General features: G+C 63.8%; 17 protein-coding genes. 16 read left to right on the forward strand and 1 reads right to left on the reverse strand.

What is annotated here, in order from left to right; genetic code table 11:
- The first annotated feature begins 88 nt into the window (after positions 1-88).
- The 16 genes from AB0O52_RS05575 (at position 89) to AB0O52_RS05650 (ending at position 18,927) form a co-directional block, all read left to right on the forward strand.
- Positions 89-1,138: a tRNA (adenine-N1)-methyltransferase gene (locus AB0O52_RS05575; protein WP_364534554.1), complete on the forward strand. Its 1,050-nt coding sequence runs from the start codon at positions 89-91 to the stop codon at positions 1,136-1,138.
- Between the two features lie 101 nt (positions 1,139-1,239).
- The gene (arc, locus tag AB0O52_RS05580; protein ID WP_364534557.1) at positions 1,240-3,054 is read left to right on the forward strand and encodes a proteasome ATPase; all 1,815 of its coding nucleotides are present in this window, start codon (positions 1,240-1,242) and stop codon (positions 3,052-3,054) included.
- 50 nt (positions 3,055-3,104) lie between these two features.
- Positions 3,105-4,721, forward strand: coding sequence for a depupylase/deamidase Dop (gene dop / locus AB0O52_RS05585; protein WP_364534817.1), 1,617 nt, complete (start codon positions 3,105-3,107; stop codon positions 4,719-4,721).
- 122 nt (positions 4,722-4,843) lie between these two features.
- Complete coding sequence (locus AB0O52_RS05590) at positions 4,844-5,047, forward strand: ubiquitin-like protein Pup (protein WP_234749319.1); 204 nt, start codon at positions 4,844-4,846, stop codon at positions 5,045-5,047.
- A gap of 78 nt (positions 5,048-5,125) precedes the next feature.
- Positions 5,126-5,935 carry a proteasome subunit beta gene (prcB, locus tag AB0O52_RS05595; RefSeq protein ID WP_364534560.1) on the forward strand — a complete coding sequence of 270 codons (810 nt, stop codon included), beginning with the start codon at positions 5,126-5,128 and terminating at the stop codon, positions 5,933-5,935.
- A 1-nt stretch (position 5,936) separates the two neighbouring features.
- Positions 5,937-6,644 carry a proteasome subunit alpha gene (prcA, locus tag AB0O52_RS05600; protein ID WP_364534563.1) on the forward strand — a complete coding sequence of 236 codons (708 nt, stop codon included), beginning with the start codon at positions 5,937-5,939 and terminating at the stop codon, positions 6,642-6,644.
- Position 6,645: 1 nt separating this feature from the next.
- On the forward strand, positions 6,646-8,010 hold the full coding sequence (gene pafA, locus AB0O52_RS05605) for a Pup--protein ligase (protein ID WP_364534565.1): 1,365 nt from the start codon (positions 6,646-6,648) through the stop codon (positions 8,008-8,010).
- Positions 8,011-8,110: 100 nt separating this feature from the next.
- Positions 8,111-9,055: an FKBP-type peptidyl-prolyl cis-trans isomerase gene (locus tag AB0O52_RS05610; RefSeq protein WP_364534568.1), complete on the forward strand. Its 945-nt coding sequence runs from the start codon at positions 8,111-8,113 to the stop codon at positions 9,053-9,055.
- Positions 9,056-9,104: 49 nt separating this feature from the next.
- Positions 9,105-9,500, forward strand: coding sequence for an FKBP-type peptidyl-prolyl cis-trans isomerase (locus AB0O52_RS05615; RefSeq protein ID WP_059389230.1), 396 nt, complete (start codon positions 9,105-9,107; stop codon positions 9,498-9,500).
- 95 nt (positions 9,501-9,595) lie between these two features.
- On the forward strand, positions 9,596-11,602 hold the full coding sequence (locus AB0O52_RS05620; protein WP_364534571.1) for a WYL domain-containing protein: 2,007 nt from the start codon (positions 9,596-9,598) through the stop codon (positions 11,600-11,602).
- 20 nt (positions 11,603-11,622) lie between these two features.
- On the forward strand, positions 11,623-11,973 hold the full coding sequence (locus AB0O52_RS05625; RefSeq protein WP_364534574.1) for a hypothetical protein: 351 nt from the start codon (positions 11,623-11,625) through the stop codon (positions 11,971-11,973).
- Positions 11,974-12,005: 32 nt separating this feature from the next.
- A complete protein-coding gene (gene tatA, locus AB0O52_RS05630) occupies positions 12,006-12,272 on the forward strand; it encodes a Sec-independent protein translocase subunit TatA (protein ID WP_364534577.1) in 267 nt (88 codons plus the stop codon).
- A 48-nt stretch (positions 12,273-12,320) separates the two neighbouring features.
- Positions 12,321-13,115, forward strand: coding sequence for a twin-arginine translocase subunit TatC (gene tatC, locus AB0O52_RS05635; protein WP_364534820.1), 795 nt, complete (start codon positions 12,321-12,323; stop codon positions 13,113-13,115).
- Between the two features lie 24 nt (positions 13,116-13,139).
- Entirely contained in the window at positions 13,140-16,037 is a 2,898-nt protein-coding gene (locus tag AB0O52_RS05640; RefSeq protein WP_364534579.1) for a DEAD/DEAH box helicase, read from the forward strand.
- Between the two features lie 32 nt (positions 16,038-16,069).
- Positions 16,070-17,746, forward strand: coding sequence for an amidohydrolase family protein (locus tag AB0O52_RS05645; RefSeq protein WP_364534582.1), 1,677 nt, complete (start codon positions 16,070-16,072; stop codon positions 17,744-17,746).
- Positions 17,747-18,183: 437 nt separating this feature from the next.
- Positions 18,184-18,927: a polyprenol monophosphomannose synthase gene (locus AB0O52_RS05650; protein ID WP_364534585.1), complete on the forward strand. Its 744-nt coding sequence runs from the start codon at positions 18,184-18,186 to the stop codon at positions 18,925-18,927.
- Positions 18,928-19,004: 77 nt separating this feature from the next.
- On the opposite strand, the gene AB0O52_RS05655 is transcribed toward AB0O52_RS05650, so the two are convergent.
- A complete protein-coding gene (locus tag AB0O52_RS05655; protein ID WP_059389983.1) occupies positions 19,005-19,352 on the reverse strand; it encodes an RNA polymerase-binding protein RbpA in 348 nt (115 codons plus the stop codon).
- Positions 19,353-19,449 lie beyond the last annotated feature (97 nt).

The raw sequence follows: 19,449 nt of genomic DNA on the forward strand, positions 1-19,449 counted from the left end.
AAAAATAACCCGGCTGGCAGAGCGCAGCACTAAGCAGTAACTGCGGCAACGAATGACGGCCCAGCCGTACAGGAGCGAGGAAACACCGATGAGCAGCGAAACCGCCGCCAACTACACGGCCACCGGCGCCAACAGCGCGATTCAGCCGACTGGTGCGGCACGGCGCCGAGGGCCGTTCCGTGTGGGCGAACGGGTTCAACTCACGGACGAACGCGGCCGGATGAACACCATCACCCTGGAGGAAGGCGGCGCCTTCCACACGCACCGCGGCTTCCTGAACCACGACGAAATCATCGGCCAGGTTGACGGCTCGGTGGTGGCCAACAACATCGGCCAGCAGTACCAGACGCTCCGTCCGCTGCTCTCGGACTTCGTGTTGTCCATGCCCCGCGGCGCCGCGGTGGTGTACCCCAAGGATGCCGGCCAGATCGTCACCATGGCCGACATCTTCCCGGGTGCGCGGGTTGTGGAAGCGGGCGTTGGTTCCGGCGCCCTTTCGATTTCCCTCCTTCGTGCCGTGGGAGACAACGGATACCTGCACTCTTTCGAGCGTCGCGAAGAATTCGCCGACATCGCCCGCGGCAACGTGGAAACCATTTTCGGCGGTCCGCACCCGGCCTGGAAGATCTCGCTGGGCGACTTCCAGGAGGAAGTTGTCCGCAGCGAGGAGCCCGGCTCCGTGGACCGCGTGGTGCTGGACATGCTCGCTCCTTGGGAATGCCTCGACGCCGTAGCGACGGTCCTGGCCCCCGGCGGCGTGTGGATCAACTATGTGGCCACCGTGACCCAGCTCTCCCGTACCGCAGAGGCCATCCGCGCCGACGGCCGTTTCACGGAACCGGACGCGTGGGAGTCCTTGGTCCGCGGCTGGCACCTTGAAGGCCTCGCTGTCCGTCCCGACCACCGCATGGTGGCCCACACCGGCTTCCTTTTGGTGACCCGCCGCCTCGCCGCCGGCGTGACCGGGATCTCCGTCAAACGGCGTCCTTCCAAGACCGAGTTCAGCGAGGAAGACCTGAATGCCTGGACACCGGGAGCCGTAGGAGAGCGTGCGGTTTCGGACAAGAAACTGCGGCGGGCGGCACGGGATGCGATTGCCGGCACCAACGTCAAGGACGACCCCTCACCGGTTCCCTAAGGAAAGATCACAAACTGGTCCGCATTCCGGATGTCACAGGTTTCCCGACGCTTTTGAGGGCTAAGGTCTATTTATAGAAAGCGGGAAGGAGCTGATGCTTCGTGGATACGTCGAACAATGACTTCGGGCGAACAACGCCGGAGGAGCCATCGAACAAGGCTGTGACTGGGGGGAAAGCGGGACACGGGGGTGGGGCAATCCAACCGGTGGACGAGTCGGGGGAACTCACTGTCGCGGAACGCCAGATAAACATCCTTCGAGACAAGCTGCGCCACATCGACCGTCAGCTTGCCGCAGCCACCCAGAACAACACCAAACTCGTGACCATGCTGGAGACGGCGAAGGCCGAAATCCTGCGGCTCAAGGGCGCCCTCGAGCAGGACGGCCAACCGCCGTACAGCTTCGGGACCATCTTGCAGATCAACCCAAGGCGCCAGCCAACGGCAGGCAGCACGGGCCAGGCGGCCACCGAGGAGTCGGTCGACATTTTCAATGCCGGCCGCAAGATGCGCGTGGGCGTGAGCCCCCTCGTGAACATCAACCAGCTGGCCGTCGGGCAGGAAGTCCTCCTCAACGAGGCCCTGCTCGTGGTCACCGGCCTGGGCTACGAACGGGCGGGAGAACTCGTCACCCTCAAGGAAATGCTCGGCACCGACCGCGCCCTGGTCGTGGGCAGGGCCGATGAAGAGCGGGTCGTCAGGCTTTCAGGTGCCTTGCAGAAGGTGCACTTGCGCGTCGGGGATGCTTTGTCGTTGGATTCCCGCACGGGCTACGCCCTGGAGAAGGTGCCCCGGGCAGAGGTCGAAAACCTTGTCCTCGAGGAAGTCCCCGATATTACCTACGAGGACATCGGCGGCCTGGGCCCGCAAATCGAACAGATCCGCGACGCCGTGGAACTACCGTTCCTGCACCCGGACCTGTACCGCGAACACGGGCTCAAAGCACCCAAGGGCATCTTGCTTTACGGCCCCCCGGGTTGCGGCAAGACGCTGATCGCGAAGGCCGTTGCCAACTCCCTTGCCGCACGAGCCTCCGAACGGGCCGGCAACGTGGACCTGAAGAGCTACTTCCTGAACATCAAGGGACCCGAACTCCTTGACAAGTACGTCGGCGAAACAGAGCGGCACATCCGCCTGATTTTTGCCCGTGCCCGGGAGAAAGCATCAGATGGCAGCCCCGTGGTTGTGTTCTTCGACGAAATGGACTCATTGTTCCGCACCCGCGGCACCGGGGTGTCCTCCGACGTCGAAACAACCATCGTCCCGCAGCTCCTGAGCGAGATCGACGGTGTCGAACGGCTGGACAACGTCATCGTGATCGGCGCCTCCAACCGCGAGGACATGATCGATCCGGCTATTCTCCGTCCCGGCCGGCTTGACGTGAAGGTCAAGATCCAGCGGCCCGACGCCGAAGCGGCCGCCGACATTTTCGCCAAGTACATCACCACCGACCTACCTTTCCACGCAACGGATCTGGCGGAGCACGGCGGCGACGTCCAGGCCACAGTCGACGCCATCATCCAGCGCACTGTTGAAGCCATGTACTCGACGGAGAAATCCAACGAGTACCTCGAAGTGACCTACGCCAACGGCGATACCGAGATGCTCTACTTCAAGGACTTCAATTCCGGCGCGGTTGTCCAGAACGTCGTGGACCGGGCGAAGAAGTACGCCATCAAGGACCTCCTGCTGACCCAGCAGAAAGGCCTGCGGATCGACCACTTCCTGCGCGCCGTCGTCGACGAATTCCGCGAACACGAGGACATGCCCAACACCACCAACCCGGATGACTGGGCACGTATCTCAGGCAAGAAGGGCGAACGAATCACCTACATCCGCACAATCGTCCAGGGCAAGGCCGGCCAGGAGCCCGGGAAGTCGATCGAAACGACTCCAAACACCGGCCAGTACCTGTGACGGCCCGGCCGGAAGGCCTGCCCTCGGACAAGCTTCCCGTGGGCGGGGCCATGCGGGTCATGGGTTCGGAAACTGAATACGGTATCCACGCGCCTTCTGCGCCAGGGGCGAACGCCACGATGATGTCCGCGCGGATCATCCAGGCCTACGCCACCCTGACGCGACAGCGGGCGGCGGGGGGCGCTGAAACCCGCTGGGACTACACGGACGAAGAACCCCTGCATGACGCACGCGGTTGGACGGTTGAGCGTAGCGCAGCCGATCCCAGCCAGCTGACCGACAGGCCTCCGGTGCTCGACGCCGAGGCCGTCGCGTTGGCGTACGGCCGGCAGGAGTTGGAAGCCGACGGCGGCGACGAGTCAGGATCGTTGCTGATGAACATGGTCCTCGGCAACGGGGCCCGTCTGTACGTGGACCATGCCCATCCGGAATATTCCAGTCCTGAGGTCACGAATCCCCGTGACATTGTGGCGTGGGACGCGGCCGGCGACCTGGTCGCCCTGGCCACGGTTCGGAAGGTGGCCGCCGATCCTGATCTGCCGGCGATCAATCTGTACAAGAACAACACGGACAACAAGTCTGTTTCCTACGGCTCCCACGAGAACTACCTCATGCCGCGCTCGGTGCCTTTCGGAGACATCGTCCGCGGCCTGACCCCGTTTTTTGTCACACGCCAGGTGATCTGCGGTGCGGGACGCCTCGGCAAGGGCCAGGACGGTTCAACCCCCGGATTCCAGATCAGCCAGCGTGCGGATTTCTTCGAGGCCGAGGTCGGGCTGGAAACCACTATCCGGCGTCCGATCATCAATACCCGGGATGAACCGCATGCCACAGCGGACAAGTACCGGCGCCTGCATGTGATCATCGGGGACGCCAACCTGAGCCAGGTGTCGAACTACTTGAAGTTCGGCACCACGGCATTGGTCTTGAGCCTTATCGAGGCCGGCCAGGCTCCGAAGATCGAAGTGCATGAGCCTGTGGCGGGCCTGCAGGCCATCAGCCACGACACCTCCCTGACTGCAACCGTCAGGCTTCTCGACGGACGGCGCGTAACAGCGCTTGATATCCAGTGGATGTACTACGAGGCAGCGGCCAAACTTGCCCAGGAAACCGGGGTTTCCGATGCCTTCAGCGGAGACGGGCACACCCGCGATGTCCTCGAACGGTGGGAGTCGACGTTGGGGCTCCTTGGCAGCAACCCCGCGGGTGCCGCGTCTTCCGTCGAATGGCTGGCCAAAATGTCCCTGCTGGATGGCTACCGGAACCGTGACGGCCTCGAATGGAACGACGCCCGGCTCGGCCTCGTCGATTTGCAATGGTCCGACGTGAGGCCGGAAAAGGGCCTGTACTACCGCATGCTTTCCCGGGACCGCATGCAGAGGATCGTCGACGACGCCACGATCAACCGTGCTGTCGTCGAACCGCCGTCGGACACCCGCGCATATTTCCGGGGGAAGTGTGTTTCCACCTTCGGCAAGGACGTGGTGGGCGCCAGCTGGGATTCGGTTATCTTCGATGTTCCCGGCATCGGGAAACTGCAGCGTGTGCCCACCCGGGAACCGCTCCGCGGCACCGAAGCACTCACCGGACCGCTGTTTCGGAAACACGCCACAGCGGGCGCATTCCTCCGGGAATTGCTCGGCCTGGACCCGGCCCCGCCCGCCTGAACAGGCAGTCGGCCAAAGGCTCCCAAACGGGCCCTTAAAACCCCAGCGTCACGGCCCGCCCCGTGGCAGTATGGCATTACAGGAAGTCCCCGTTACCGGGGATGGACAGAATGGAGAAAGAAATGGCAGCGCAGGAGCAGCAGCAACCGCAGTCGCGGGACGTCGAGGCAGAGGCCGACGCCCCCGAGGCGCCGCCCGCAGCGCCGGAGGCACAGGCCTCGGTCGCCACGCAGGGCGTAGACGATCTCCTCGACGAAATCGACGGTGTTCTTGAATCGAACGCCGAAGAGTTCGTCAGGGCATTTGTGCAAAAGGGCGGCCAGTAGCCAGCCGCCAGCCAAGCCAAGGGCCCGGTCGGCGCGAGGCCGCCGGGCATCGGATGTCAGAGTCGAAGGAGCGCAGCAATGCAGGATCCATCAGCCGGCCACCTGGCCACCCAAGCAACGTCTTCGTTCATAGAGCATCTGCAACGCTCCAGGCCTGAACTCCTTCCCTATAATCAAGCTTTGCCCGCGGGACAGATTCCGCCGGTGCCCCATGCCACGACAATCGTCGCCCTGAGTTACCCCGGCGGCGTCCTGATGGCGGGGGACCGGCGTGCCACCATGGGCAACGTGATCGCCAGCAGGCACATCGAGAAGGTCTTCCCGGCCGACGAATACTCCGTCCTGGGAATTGCCGGGACGGCCGGCCTGGCCATCGACATCATCCGGTTGTTCCAGGTGGAACTGGAACACTACGAAAAGATCGAAGGCACGCTGCTGAGCCTGGACGGCAAAGCCAACAGGCTTGGAGCCATGATCCGGGGAAACCTGCCGATGGCCATGCAGGGTCTCGCGGTGGTCCCGCTCTTCGCGGGCTTCGACCAGGCAGGCGGAGTTGGACGGCTTTTCTCCTACGATGTCACCGGGGGCCGGTACGAGGAGTTGGAGCATCATTCGGTCGGCTCGGGTTCCGTCTTCGCACGTGGCGCCTTGAAGAAGCTGTGGCGGCCGAACCTCACCGAGGACGAGGCTGTCGCCGTCGCGGTTGAAGCCCTCTATGATGCCGCCGACGACGACTCCGCCACGGGCGGTCCGGACCCGGTCCGGCAACTCTGGCCGGTGATTTATACCGTCAACCGCGCCGGTGCCCGCCGGGTGCCGGAACGGGAGTTGGCGGCAATCGCCGGATCCATTGTCGAATCACGAACAGTTGCCGGACGGGAGGCCTGAGGTGACCCAGCAGTTTTATGTTTCGCCCGAGCAGCTGATGAAGGACCGCGCGGATTTCGCGCGGAAGGGGATCGCCCGCGGCCGTTCCGTCGTCGTGATCAGTTGCGCTGACGGGATCGCGCTCGTGGCGGAAAACCCGTCGCCGTCGCTCCACAAGATCGGTGAGATCTACGACAAGATCGCGTTCGCCGCCGTGGGCAAATACAACGAGTTTGAGAGTCTTCGGCAAGCGGGTGTGCGCTACGCCGACGTCCGCGGCTATTCATACGATCGCGAAGACGTCACAGCCCGCGGGCTGGCGAGCGTCTACGCACAGAGCCTTGGCGCAGTCTTCACCGCGGAACAAAAGCCGTTCGAAGTCGAGCTTGCCGTGGCTGAGGTCGGTCACACCCAGGCCGAGGACCATCTATACCGCCTGACTTTCGACGGGTCGATTGCCGACGAGAACGGTTTCGTAGTGATGGGCGGCTTGGCCGAGCAAGTAGCCGAGACCGTGGCCCGCGGATGGAAGAACGACCTCAACCTGGCCGGCGCGCTGCGACTGGCCGTCAAGGCGCTGGCCACGGACAAGGAAATGGACGCCCTGCCCGGCACCGCAGTCGAGGCCGCCGTGTTGGACCGAAGCCCGGAAAGCGGGCGCGGATCCCGGCGGGCCTTCCGGCGGCTCAGGGCAGAAGAAATCACGCAGCTGCTGGCAGGGGAGGCCTGAGATGGACAAAAGGATATTCGGGATCGAAACGGAGTTCGGTATTTCGTACTCGAGCCCCGACTCGCGGCCATTGGCTCCCGAGGAAGTCGCCAGGTACCTCTTCCGCAAAGTGGTGAGCTGGGGACGTTCCTCCAACGTCTTCCTCACGAATGGCTCCCGCCTGTACCTGGATGTCGGCTCGCACCCGGAGTACGCCACGGCGGAATGCGACGACCTCGCGCAGCTGATCGCCCACGACCGGGCCGGGGAGCTGATTCTCGATGACCTCGTTGACGAAGCGCAGGCGCGGCTCGCGGCGGAGGGATTCAACGGAACGGTCTACCTGTTCAAGAACAACACCGATTCCGCGGGCAATTCCTACGGCAGCCACGAAAACTACCTGATTCCCCGGCGGGGTGAGTTCTCGCGGCTCGCCGAAATCCTCATCCCCTTCCTCGTCACACGGCAACTGATCGCCGGTGCGGGCAAGGTCCTGAAGACACCCCATGGGGCCACGTTCGCATTCTCCCAACGTGCCGACCACATTTGGGAAGGCGTCTCCTCTGCGACCACGAGATCCCGTCCCATCATCAATACCCGTGATGAACCGCACGCCGATGCCGAGTTCTTCCGACGTCTGCACGTGATCGTCGGCGATTCCAACATGTCCGAGACCACCGCCCTGTTGAAGGTGGGAACGGTGGATCTGCTCCTGCGCATGATTGAGGCCGGAGTGATCATGCGGGACATGCGCATGGAGAACCCCATCCGGAGCATCCGTGAAATCTCCCACGATCTCAGCGGCAAGGCCTTGGTACGCCTGGCCAACGGCAGGCAATTGACGGCCCTGGACATCCAGCGCGAGTACCTTGCGAAGGTCAGTGCCTTTGTGGCATCGAACGGAGCCCACAATCCGCACGTACCGCTCATCCTGGATCTTTGGGAACGGACGCTGGACGCGATCGATAGCGGCGATACCAGCGGAATCGACACGGAAGTGGACTGGGCCATCAAGAAGAAGCTGATGGATGGGTACATGCGTCGCCATGGACTCGGCCTCGACTCCCCGCGGATCGCGCAATTGGACCTGACCTATCACGACATCTCGCGCAAGCGCGGCCTGTTCTTCCTGATCCAGTCCCGCGGCGCGGCGCGCCGCCTGGTTGCCGACACGGACATCAAGGATGCCGTGGATGCGCCGCCGCAGACCACCCGGGCAAAACTCCGCGGCGACTTCGTCCGGCGCGCGCAGGAACTCGGCCGTGACTACACCGTGGACTGGGTCCACCTGAAGCTGAACGACCGCGCTCACCAGACGATTTTGTGCAAGGATCCCTTCCGCAGCGTCGACGAAAGAGTAGATGCCCTCCTGGACTCGATGAGCTGACTCCCAGCTTCACCAGCTACTCTGGAGGTTGGCCTTCTAGCAGGCCGCTACGCGCGTGGCCCGGCCATGCCCTCCTTTTGCCCCGACGAAAGTTCAATTTGTGCGACGTCTACTAGCAATTCTCATCCCCGGCCTCTTGCTGGTCACCGCCTGCGGCGGAAGCCCGGCACCAACAGCGACCCCGGAGCCCACCAGTCAGTCCGCCGGCGAAGTCGCCAAGCTGGATTCCCTCAAGGTCTCCGACAATGGAGACAAGAAGGCACCCGGCCTGGAATTCAACAAGCCGCTGGACGTAACGCAGCCGACCATCAAAATGGTCAGCGACGGCACCGGCGACAAGGTGAAGGCCGGACAGGTGGCGCAGATCACCTACATCGCCGTCGACGGCAAGGACGGCAAGACCCTCGAAGACACCTTCCCGACAGGGTCCCAGCCCGTCGAACTGAGCGACCAGCTCAAGACCGGCAGCGCTGTGCTCTACAACGCGCTCGTCGGTGCGAAGGTGGGCGCTGACATCGCTTTCGCCGTCCCCGGAACTGCGGCGTCGGCTGAAGCAGCGGCAACGTCATCCCAGCTGGTGGTCTTCAAGATCACCGGCGTCAAGGACGCAGTCAAACCCCTGGCCAAGCCCGAGGGCGACACCGTCACTCCGCCCGCCGGCCTCCCCACGGTCAAGGTCGATGACAAGGGAATTCCGCAGATCTCCGTTGACGGCGCGAAGGCCCCGCAGGCCCTCGTCTCCCAGGACCTCATCAAGGGCAAGGGCGCAGTCGTCAAGGAAACGGACACCCTGACGGTCAACTATGTCGGCGTCACCTTGGCTGATGGCAAGAAGTTCGACTCCAGTTACGACAAGGGCCAGACCGCCAGCTTCGCGCTCAACGGCGTGATCAAGGGCTGGACGCAAGGCCTCACCGGCAAAACGGTCGGTTCGCGTGTCCTCCTGGTTATCCCCAAGAGCCTCGCATATGGCGACGCCGCCGCAGCCCAGGGCCAGCCGGCAGGCGACCTCGTCTTCGTCGTGGACATCCTGGGCGCCCAGTAGCATTCCGTAAACTTCCATAACACCGTCCCTATCAAATTGAGGAGTACCCATGTCATTTGGTCAGCGTGATTACGACCGCACTAAGCCGGAGATCGATTTCCCCGAGGGCGACGTCCCGACGGAACTCGTTATCAAGGACATCATCGTTGGTGACGGCGCCGAGGCCCAGGCCGGCGACACCGTCTCCACCCACTACGTCGGCGTTGCTTGGTCCACCGGCGAGGAATTCGACGCATCGTGGGGCCGCGGCGCACCGCTGGACTTCCGCGTGGGCGTCGGCCAGGTCATCCAGGGCTGGGACCAGGGACTGCTTGGCATGAAGGTCGGCGGCCGCCGTCGCCTTGAAATCCCCTCCGAGCTTGCCTACGGCTCCCGTGGCGCGGGCGGGGCCATCAAGCCCAACGAAGCCCTCATCTTCGTGGTGGACCTCGTGGCAGTCCGCTAGGTTTCACAGCATGGGAAGGCGCGCCTGCAGCAGGAGAAATCCGGCCGCAGACGCGCCTTCCGCCTTTGCCGGAGGAATTTAGTAACGTAGCCATCGTGTCCGCATCACGTACCGAACGACTCCTGAACCTGCTGATCGCCCTTCTGAACACGAAATACGGGCTGTCCCGGGCCGTTCTCAGGCAGAAGGTCTATCACGACGCCGGCGACAGCGACGTCGCGTTCGGACGCATGTTTGAACGGGACAAGTCAGAGCTGAAGCGGTTTGGCTTCGAGATCGAAACACTCCTTGACCACGGGTTCGGCTCGGACGATCCCGCTTCGACCCGCTACCGCATCGGCAAGGAATCCAATCGCCTGCCGTATGTGCACCTGACGCCTGCCGAGGGCACAGTCTTGCTCCTGGCCGCGCAGCTGTGGGAACGTGCAGCGCTCGGCTCGGCCGCCGCAAGCGCGCTACGGAAGCTGCAGGCTTCCGGCGACCTCGCCGACGTCGAACTCCCCGCCGGCGTCCAGCCGCGCATCAAGCCCGCCGGCCAGGCATTTGACGACATCATCGTGGCCATGAACGGCCAGCACCCCGTAAGTTTCGGCTACCGTGCCGCGAGCACAGGCAAAGACGAACGCCGCATGGTAGAGCCGTGGGGCCTCGGGAGCCGGTTCGGCCAGTGGTACCTGGTGGGCTTCGACCGCGACCGGAACGCGAAACGCTTCTTCCGGCTGTCCCGGATGACAAGCGATGTCCAAATTGAGACCGGATTTCACTTCGAGACACCTCCAGGGTTTGATACCCGCGCCGAACTGGACAGCCTCAATGAACTTCCCCTGCAGGAGGCCCACCTCGACGTGGTCGAAGGGCGTTTGCTGGGTCTTCGCAAGCGCGCGGTGAGTGTCAACCTAGCCGGCGGCGCCGGCGGCCCCCAAGCGGGCAGGGACCGCCTCTCTGTGCCCTTCCGGGATAGTGAGCTGCTCGCCGAAGAACTTGCCTCCTATGGTCCCCACGTGCTCGTGGCCGGACCTCCCGAGCTGCGCGACGCCGTGATCCGCCGCCTTGAAGCTGCCGCCGCGTTCGCGTCGGGCCCCGCCGTCGAGGTCCGCTTCTCCGGCACGGGCCCAGCGCCGCGGACGCGCAAGCGGACTTCGGAAGACCAACTCAACCGCATGCTCCAACTGGTTCCCTTCCTTGTCCACAACCAAGGCCTGCCTATCCAGGAGGTGGCGGACCGTTTCGGGGTCACGCGCGAGGAACTCGTCGAGGACCTGAAGATCCTGATTTGCTCCGGTCGCCCCGAAGGCTATCCGGATGACTTGTTCGATATCGATTGGGAGAACGAGCACGTCTACATCCGCGAGCACCTCGACCTCAACCGGCCCATCGGCTTCAGCGTTGATGAGGCTTGCGCCCTGCTGACGGGCCTGGCGACCCTCGGCGGACTTCCCGCCCAGGCCGGAATGTCGGAAGACGAGCAAAGCGGAGCCCTGGAGTCCGTGACCCTGAAGCTCACCGGCGCGGCGGGGGAGGCCGGCCGTTTGGCGGCGGCCGTCGCCGGGCCGCCAGTGGCCCCGGCCGACGCCGCGGCGTTCGACACCATCACACGGGCGATCCAGTCGAGTCATCAACTGCGGCTTCGCTACCTCTCACAGCAACGCGATTCGGTTTCCGAACGCGACGTCGATCCTTTCCGGCTCTATTCCTTGGACAACACCTGGTACTTCGAGGCGTACTGCCACAGCAAAGCCGGACTGCGGAACTTCCGCCTCGACCGCATCGAGGAGATCGCGCCCAACGGGCGTCCGGTTTCCGAGACCGCCGGCGCCGGGGAAAGCGTCCCGGTGAAGCTGTACACGCCCAACGACGACGACGTCGTGGTCGTCCTCCAATTGACCCGGCAGGGCGTCGGGCTGGCGGACGACTATTATGCGGAGCGCACGGCTGTGCTCCCTGACGGCGGCTTGCTCGCCGAGGTCAGGTTCGGAAATGCCGACTGGTTGCCGATGTTCGTGGCGCAGCACGGCGGTGCGGCACGCATACTTCAGCCCGCAGAGCTAGCCGACGCCTCGAAAGCCTGGGTGGCTGCCGCACTTGCGCAGTACAAGAAATGAAGGCTGGTTAGACTACTCAAATGCCTTGGTGGTCCTGGATCCTTTTGTGGCTCGCGCTGATTGCGGTGTCGCTGCTCTGCTATGTCCTGCTGGGCATCCGGCTTTTCCGGAAGTTCATGGCCACGGTCCATGAACTGAGCGCAGCGGGGGAGCGGCTCGGTCATCACCCGCACCTTCGCGAACATGCCGACGACGACGGCGATGCGTCGCCGAAAGTGTTTGGCGCGGCCGTTTTTGCCTCACCGGAACAGATGCGTCATGATTACGTGACGGCCAAGGCCTCCCGCCGGGAAGTGCGTCGCCAAAAGCGCGTTAAGCGCAAAGCAGAACGGGGTCAACCCCAGTCTCTGCACGACATCGAATTCAGTTAGACGTAGGATGTATTCCAACGAAAGGACTTCCCGTGGGACGACTATTTGATGGCCCTTGGCCAATTGTCATTATCATCATCGTGGCCCTGCTGCTGTTCGCGGCACCCAAGCTCCCCGCTATGGCCCGCAGCCTCGGCCAGTCGATGCGCATCATCAGATCCGAAGTCAAGGAAATGAAGAACGACGGAAAGCCGGCGGCCAAGGACGACTCGGACCCCGTTGAAGGCAAAGTGATCAATTACCCCGAAGCCAACAAGAGCGGCAACGACACTGACGTTCCGCCTGCAGCCCGTAGCTAAGCAGTAGTGGCAACGAAGACGGGCCGCAAAGCCAACCCCGAAGGGCGGATGGCGCTCCTAGACCACCTGAAGGAGCTCAAGAATCGGCTGATCAAGTCTGCCATCGGCGTTCTCGTAGGCGCCGTGGCAGGGTGGTTCCTCTATGAGCCCGTGGTCAACAGCCTGTCGGATCCGTTGATCAAGATCGCTCAGGAGACCAAACGGACCGCGGTCCTGAACTTCGCGAGCGTGGGGGATCCGTTCGACTTCAAGCTCCGGATTGCCATCCAGATCGGCTTGGTGCTCTCGAGCCCCATCTGGATCTATCAGGTCTGGGCATTCATCACTCCGGGCCTGACCAAGAAGGAGCGCCGCTACACGCTCGGGTACATGGCCGCGGCGGTGCCGTTGTTCCTGGTTGGCGTGTATGTTGCATGGACGGTCATCCCGAATGTCGTGCGTGCGCTCCTGCAGTTCACGCCGCAAAACGGTGCCAACAACATCGACGCATCCCAGTACTTGACGTTTGCCACGCACATGCTTCTTTTCCTCGGCATCGCCTTCCTGGTGCCGGTGGTGTTGGTGGGCATCAACATGGCAGGCGTCTTGAGCGGCAGGACCATCCTCAAGGCCTGGCGCATCACGGTCTTCCTCGTGTTTGTCCTTGCGGCGGTGGCCGCGCCCGGTGCGGACGCGCTGTCGATGTTCATGCTCGCCGGTCCCCTCCTGGTGCTGTTCTTCGCCGCGATCGGACTCTGCATCTTGAACGACAAACGGCGCGAGCGCCGGCAGTCGAAGATTACCGCCGAGACGGAAGCCACGGCCGACGTCGCCACTCCTGCTTCCGATCTGGAGAATCTGTAGTCTCACGGCCACTAGGCTTGAAGCATGTCCTCCAATTCAGGGGCCCTTTCGCCCTCAGAAGCCTTTCAAGCCGCAGCGCAGCGGAGTGCTGAGTCGAAAACCTATCTTGGTACCTTCGCCCGGACACTGGAGTTCGAGCTGGACGATTTCCAGCGGGACGCGTGCCGTTCGCTCCAGGAAGGCAAGGGAGTGCTCGTGGCGGCGCCCACGGGCGCCGGGAAGACAATCGTCGGCGAGTTCGCCATCTATCTGGCGCTCGAACGCGGGCTCAAGGCGTTTTATACGACGCCCATCAAAGCACTAAGCAACCAGAAGTTCTCCGAACTCTCGGCGAAGTACGGTGCCTCAAGCGTGGGACTGCTGACCGGTGACACCACCATCAACGGCGAGGCTCCGATTGTGGTGATGACCACTGAGGTCCTGAGGAACATGCTGTACGCGGACTCGGACACCCTGGGGGACCTTGGCTACGTGGTGATGGACGAGGTGCACTACCTGGCAGACCGCTTCCGCGGCGCCGTCTGGGAAGAGGTGATCATCCACCTGCCCAGCGAGGTGCAAGTGGTTTCCCTCAGCGCCACCGTGTCCAATGCGGAGGAGTTTGGCGCGTGGCTGGACACTGTGCGCGGACACACTGACGTGATTGTCTCCGAACACCGTCCCGTCCCCTTGTGGCAGCACGTCATGGTGGGGCGTGAGATCGTCGATCTCTTCGCGGGTGATACGAGCTTTGACGAGATCGCTCCAGGGGCACCAGACGGCGAAAGGCCCGCGCTGGAGGCAATACGGGAGCCGGAGCGCAATCCCCTGCGGAGGGAATTCGAGGTCAACCCGGAGCTGCTGTCGATGGCCCGGGCGGAAAGCCAGATGAACTTCCGTGGCCGCTTTGGCCATGGCGGACGCAGCCGCCGCCGGCAGGACCGTCAGCGTGACAACACTGCCGGCGAGCAGCGCAGCCCGGTGCGCAAGGCCAGCCGGCCCCAGATCATTGCGAGCCTGGACCGCCAAGGGCTACTACCGGCCATTACATTCATCTTTTCCCGTGCCGGCTGCGACGGGGCCGTCGCGCAGTGTGCCGCCGCCGGGCTGTGGCTCACGACGGAGCGCGAACAACAGATCATCGCGTCCCGGGTGGATGAGGCGAGCCGCGAGATTCCAGCCGACGACCTCGATGTCCTGGGCTTTTGGAGTTGGCGTGACGGCCTGCTCCGGGGGCTCGCGGCGCACCACGCCGGTTTGCTGCCGACCTTCAAGGAAGTCGTGGAGACCCTCTTCGCCGATGGCCTGGTGAAAGCTGTTTTCGCCACGGAGACCCTCGCCTTGGGCGTCAACATGCCCGCCCGCTGCGTCGTCCTGGAGAAGCTCGACAAGTTCAATGGTGAAGCCCACGTCAACATCACCGCGGGGGAGTACACGCAATTGACCGGCCGAGCGGGAAGGCGGGGAATCGACGTCGAAGGCCACGCCGTGGTCCTTTGGCAACCGGGTACCGACCCTGCCGCCGTCGCCGGCCTCGCTTCGCGGCGCACCTACCCGCTCAACTCGAGCTTCCGCCCTACCTACAACATGAGCATCAACCTGATTGCTCAGTTCGGGCGGCCCAGGGCACGGCAAATCCTCGAATCCTCATTCGCCCAGTTCCAGGCGGACCGTTCCGTAGTGGGGCTGGCCCGGCAGGTTCGAAGCCGCGAAGAGTCGCTGGCCGGCTATGCGGAATCCATGAAGTGCCACCTGGGCGACTTCACCGAGTACGCAAAACTCCGGCGGGACCTCAGCGAGGCCGAGCAATTTGCCTCGAGGAGCACTTCGCGGGCCCGCAAATCATTGACCGTGGACTCGCTGGCCAGGCTCATGCCCGGCGACATCGTCAAGGTTCCGGGCGGACGCACGCCGGGTTACGCCGTCGTGCTCAATGCCGATCCCAACTCGCGGGAACCGCGCCCCGCGGTCCTCACGGAAGACAACCAGCTGCACAGGATCGGTGCCCACGAAGTCGAAGGTCCGGTCGCTCCCGTGTCCTGGATCCGGATTCCGAAATCGTTCAACGCGAAGCTGCCCAAATCCCGTCGTGACCTGGCCTCCGCCATGCGGAACGCTGTGCGCGAGGGACGTCCGCCGGCCCGCGGCACGAACCGAAGCGAGGACTTTGGCCGTGCCCGCTACCTGCCGGACCAGGAAAAGAAGATCGCAGACCTTCGCCGCGCATTGCGCGCCCATCCCTGCCACGGCTGCAGCGAACGCGAGGACCACGCCCGCTGGGCCGAGCGCTGGTGGAAATTGCGCCATGAGACTGACGGGCTCGTCCGGCAGATCCAGGGCCGTACTAATACCATCGCGAAGACATTCGACCGCGTGTGCGATGTCCTCGCTGCCTACGGTTACCTCCAGACGTCCGACGCCGGCCATGTCACCATCAGCGCGGACGGGCAGCGCCTGCGCCGTATCTACGGCGAAAAAGACCTGTTGATCTCCCAATCCATCCGCCAGGGGGCCATCAAGGACCTCGATGCCGCGGAGCTGGCCGCGCTGGCCAGCACGATGGTCTACCAAGCCAAGCGGGACGATCGCGGCCTGCGACCCAAAATGCCGTCCGTATCGCTTGAAACGTCCGTGGACATCGTGGTGCGTGAGTGGTCTGCGCTGGAGGACATCGAGGACAAGAACAGGCTCCCGTTGACTGCCGAGCCGGAGCTGGGACTCGTCTGGCCCATCTTCAAATGGGCGAAGGGCCGCCATTTGCAAGAGGTCCTCAGCGGCACCGACCTCGCTGCAGGCGACTTTGTGCGTTGGGCGAAGCAGGTCATCGACTTGCTGGACCAGATGGCAAAGATTCCAGGGCTTGATCGGCGCCAAACCAAGACGTGCCGCGATGCGATCGATCTGGTCCGCCGCGGCGTCGTCGCGTACTCCAACGTCTCCTGACACACCACAGATTCCCAGCAAGGAGCATATCCATGACTCATCCAGGCGTGCCCGCCGATACCCGGCCCCGCAAGGTCACAATGTACCGGAACGGCTCCGTCTACACAGCCGCTGATCCCTTCGCGACGGCAATGCTGGTTGACGGAGACACGGTTGCGTGGGTTGGTTCGGAGCAGGCAGCCACGTCGATTGCCGATTCTTCGATGGAAATCATCGATCTCCGGGGAGCCTTGCTGGCGCCCGGTTTCGTGGACTCCCACATGCACGTCACGGAGACCGGAATTGCTTCCGATTCCCTCCAGCTCGCCGGGGTCCGTACGGCACGGGAACTGCTCGACGCCGTCGCGCAGGCCGCCGGGACTCTTGGCACCACCGGCGCCGTGCTTGGCCACGGTTGGGATGACTCGCTTTGGCAGGACAAGACGCTCCCCACGCCGGAGGAGCTCGACCGGGCCGCGGGCGGGCGCAAGGTGTACCTGGCGCGGGTCGACGCGCACTCTGGCCTCGCCTCATCCTGCTTGGCATCCGACGCGGGCCTGGACGGCCTTGATGGGTACGACGGTTCCGCCCACGTCCTGCGGGCTGCCCACACCGCGGCCCGGCTGGTCGCCCGGCAGTTCCCCGACACCGAACGCCGCCGCTACCAGGAACTCGCCCTTCGAGAGGCCGCGGCCAACGGCTACGTCGCATTGGCCGAAATGGCGGCCCCGCACATTTGCAGTGTCGAGGACCTTCGGATGTCTTCGTCGTGGAACTCCGCATCGTGGAAAGAGGGCAGCGCGGGCGTCCCCCGGATCCTTCCCTATTGGGGCGAACTCGCCACATCGGCCGAGCATGCCGCTGCCATCCTGGAAGGCTTGGGCGTACCCGTTCTTGGCTTGGCCGGTGATTTGAACATCGACGGTTCCATCGGTTCGCGAACGGCTGCGCTCAGCGAAGACTACGCAGACGCGCCGGGCCACCACGGAAGCCTCTATGTCTCCGTGGACGAAGCCGCCGGCCACATTGCGGCCTGTTCAGCGCTTGGTATCCAGGCAGGTTTCCACGTCATCGGCGACGCCGGACTGAAGACGGTGCTGGATGCCTTGGACCTTGCCGCGTCGGAAGTAGGGGAGCAGCGCGTCCGTGCCGCTGCGCACCGCCTGGAGCATGTGGAAATGGCGGATGCCGGCGATCTCGCCCGGCTTGCGAAGTATTCGATTACAGTGAGCGCACAGCCCGCCTTCGATGCCAGGTGGGGCGGGGCGGGAAAACTGTACGAGCAGCGCCTGGGGGCGCGAAGCCTGGCCATGAACCCAATCGCTTCCTACTACTCCACCGGCGTGCCTGTCTGCTTTGGAAGCGATAGCCCGGTCACCCCGTTGCGCCCCTGGTCCAGTGTCAGGGCATGTTTGGAGCACAGCAATCCGGATCAACGCATCTCGGCGCGGGCAGCCTTCCTCGGACACACCCGGGCCGGCTGGCGGGCCGGCAAAGAGCGGAATCCGCTCATGGGGCAATTGGTCCCCGGGGCCCCTGCGAGTTTCGCAGTGTGGGAAGTCGAAGAGCTGATGGTGCAGGTGGCCGATGACCGCGTCCAGTCGTGGTCCACCGATCCGCGTGCACGAACGCCGCTCCTCCCCGCGCTGGACAGCGGTAGCGATCCCGCTTGCCTGCAGACCGTGCGCGAAGGCCAGGAGATCTTCGCGAGTGAAACTTTGCGGTCATAGTTGCAGGCAGCGTGGCGGTCCGGCGGGCCCCTGACCTGCGTGTATAGATAAAGCCCCAGCTCAGACGGTGCTTGACAGGATTTGTGAACTCCGTAGCATTTAGGGTCAACAGGCTTCCACAGGGAACACCTGGTTGTCTGGCCGCGGTGGGGTCTGCTGCCAAAAACCGTCAACGGACCCGTTTTCCAAAACCGTGGCACTCGTAGTGGGCAGGTCCACTGTGCCGCAGAAAACGGTTCGGCCGCGAGTTCAACACACGGGCCGGCACTGGACCTGGGCTAGTGGACCTGCCCGCGGCCAAGCACGACCCGTGTGGCGGACGCCACAGGTGGCCGCAGGTACGTCAAGTTGTCGTCCTATAATGGAGAGTTGCGCCTGAATGCCAGCCACGCTGCTGCTCCGGCCCACTGACCGCTCCATCAAGGAAAGGCCTCTTCTTGCGTGTCCTGACGATCATCCCCACGTACAACGAGCTGGAATCGCTACCCAAGACCCTCGGACGGCTGCGTGCGGCTGTGCCCGCATCAGACGTCCTGGTTGTCGACGACAACAGCCCTGACGGCACGGGACAGCTGGCCGACAGCATCGCCGCCGAGGACAGCCAGGTCCATGTCCTGCACCGCAAGGGCAAGGAAGGACTCGGAGCCGCATACATTGCCGGATTCAAATGGGGCATGGCGGCCGGCTACGACGTCCTCGTTGAGATGGATGCCGATGGTTCGCACCAGCCCGAGCAGCTCCCGCTCCTGTTGGAGGCCATCAACGACGGCGCCGACCTCGCCATGGGCTCGCGCTGGGTCCCGGGCGGCGGCACTGTGAACTGGCCGCTCTACCGTCAGGCGATTTCACGCACGGGCAGCACTTATGCCCGGCTCATGCTTGGCTTGAAGATCAAGGACATCACGGGAGGCTTTCGTGCCTTCCGCCGCAGCACCCTTGAAGCACTCAAGCTCGACGACGTCGATTCGGTCGGCTACGGCTTCCAGGTTGACCTTGCCTGGCGGGTCGCCAAGCTTGGCCTGAAGATCGTCGAACGCCCCATCACGTTCGTTGAGCGCGAGCTCGGGGCGTCCAAGATGAGCGGCAACATTGTTGTTGAGGCCATGATCAACGTCACCAAGTGGGGCCTGGCGGCCCGTTGGGCCACGTTGACCGGGAAGAAGACTCCGGTTTCGAAGTAGGCCGAACAGACAAAGGCCGGGTCCGCGGTCCTCTGCGAAGAGGAGCCAGGACCCGGCCTTTGCCGTCAACTCTGCCGTTATGCCGAGCGGCGTTCTCCGCGACGCTCGCGCAGGATGTTCAGGCGGTCTTCGAGGATCTGCTCGAGCTCGGGAAGGCTGCGGCGTTCCAGCAGCATATCCCAGTGCGTGCGGACGGCCTTCTCGTTGGTGTCAACGGGGCGTTCGCCATCAACCAGGAGCGCTTCCTTGCCGGTCTTGGAAACCCAGACAGGAGGGATCTCGGCTTCGGAGGAGAAGGTAACGAAGACCTGCTCTCCGTCCGCGCAGCGGTATTCAACCCTCTGACGCGGCGCCGGCTCCACACCGGATTCGGTTTCCATGCTCTGGGCGCCAAGACGCATGCCCCGCAGGCTGCGATCGCTCATGATTACTCCCTCTGTCTGTTCGCGGAACCAAGCTCCGCGCTAGCCGGACGCCACAAATGCGTCGCCCGGACTACTGTCTGCACACGTTGCATCACTA

Origin of the sequence: Arthrobacter sp. NPDC080073, from assembly GCF_040686575.1 — a bacterium.
GTDB lineage: Bacteria > Actinomycetota > Actinomycetes > Actinomycetales > Micrococcaceae > Arthrobacter.

Bases quoted from the DNA above. Each gene is read 5' to 3' on its own strand.
- tatC (WP_364534820.1), top strand. From the start codon at position 12,321: ATGGCGCTCCTAGACCACCTGAAGGAGCTCAAGAATCGGCTGATCAAG.
- AB0O52_RS05645 (WP_364534582.1), top strand. From the start codon at position 16,070: ATGACTCATCCAGGCGTGCCCGCCGATACCCGGCCCCGCAAGGTCACA.
- dop (WP_364534817.1), top strand. From the start codon at position 3,105: ATGCGGGTCATGGGTTCGGAAACTGAATACGGTATCCACGCGCCTTCT.
- AB0O52_RS05590 (WP_234749319.1), top strand. From the start codon at position 4,844: ATGGCAGCGCAGGAGCAGCAGCAACCGCAGTCGCGGGACGTCGAGGCA.
- AB0O52_RS05655 (WP_059389983.1), bottom strand. From the start codon at position 19,352: ATGAGCGATCGCAGCCTGCGGGGCATGCGTCTTGGCGCCCAGAGCATG.
- AB0O52_RS05615 (WP_059389230.1), top strand. From the start codon at position 9,105: ATGTCATTTGGTCAGCGTGATTACGACCGCACTAAGCCGGAGATCGAT.
- prcB (WP_364534560.1), top strand. From the start codon at position 5,126: ATGCAGGATCCATCAGCCGGCCACCTGGCCACCCAAGCAACGTCTTCG.
- AB0O52_RS05575 (WP_364534554.1), top strand. From the start codon at position 89: ATGAGCAGCGAAACCGCCGCCAACTACACGGCCACCGGCGCCAACAGC.
- pafA (WP_364534565.1), top strand. From the start codon at position 6,646: ATGGACAAAAGGATATTCGGGATCGAAACGGAGTTCGGTATTTCGTAC.
- AB0O52_RS05625 (WP_364534574.1), top strand. From the start codon at position 11,623: ATGCCTTGGTGGTCCTGGATCCTTTTGTGGCTCGCGCTGATTGCGGTG.
- AB0O52_RS05640 (WP_364534579.1), top strand. From the start codon at position 13,140: ATGTCCTCCAATTCAGGGGCCCTTTCGCCCTCAGAAGCCTTTCAAGCC.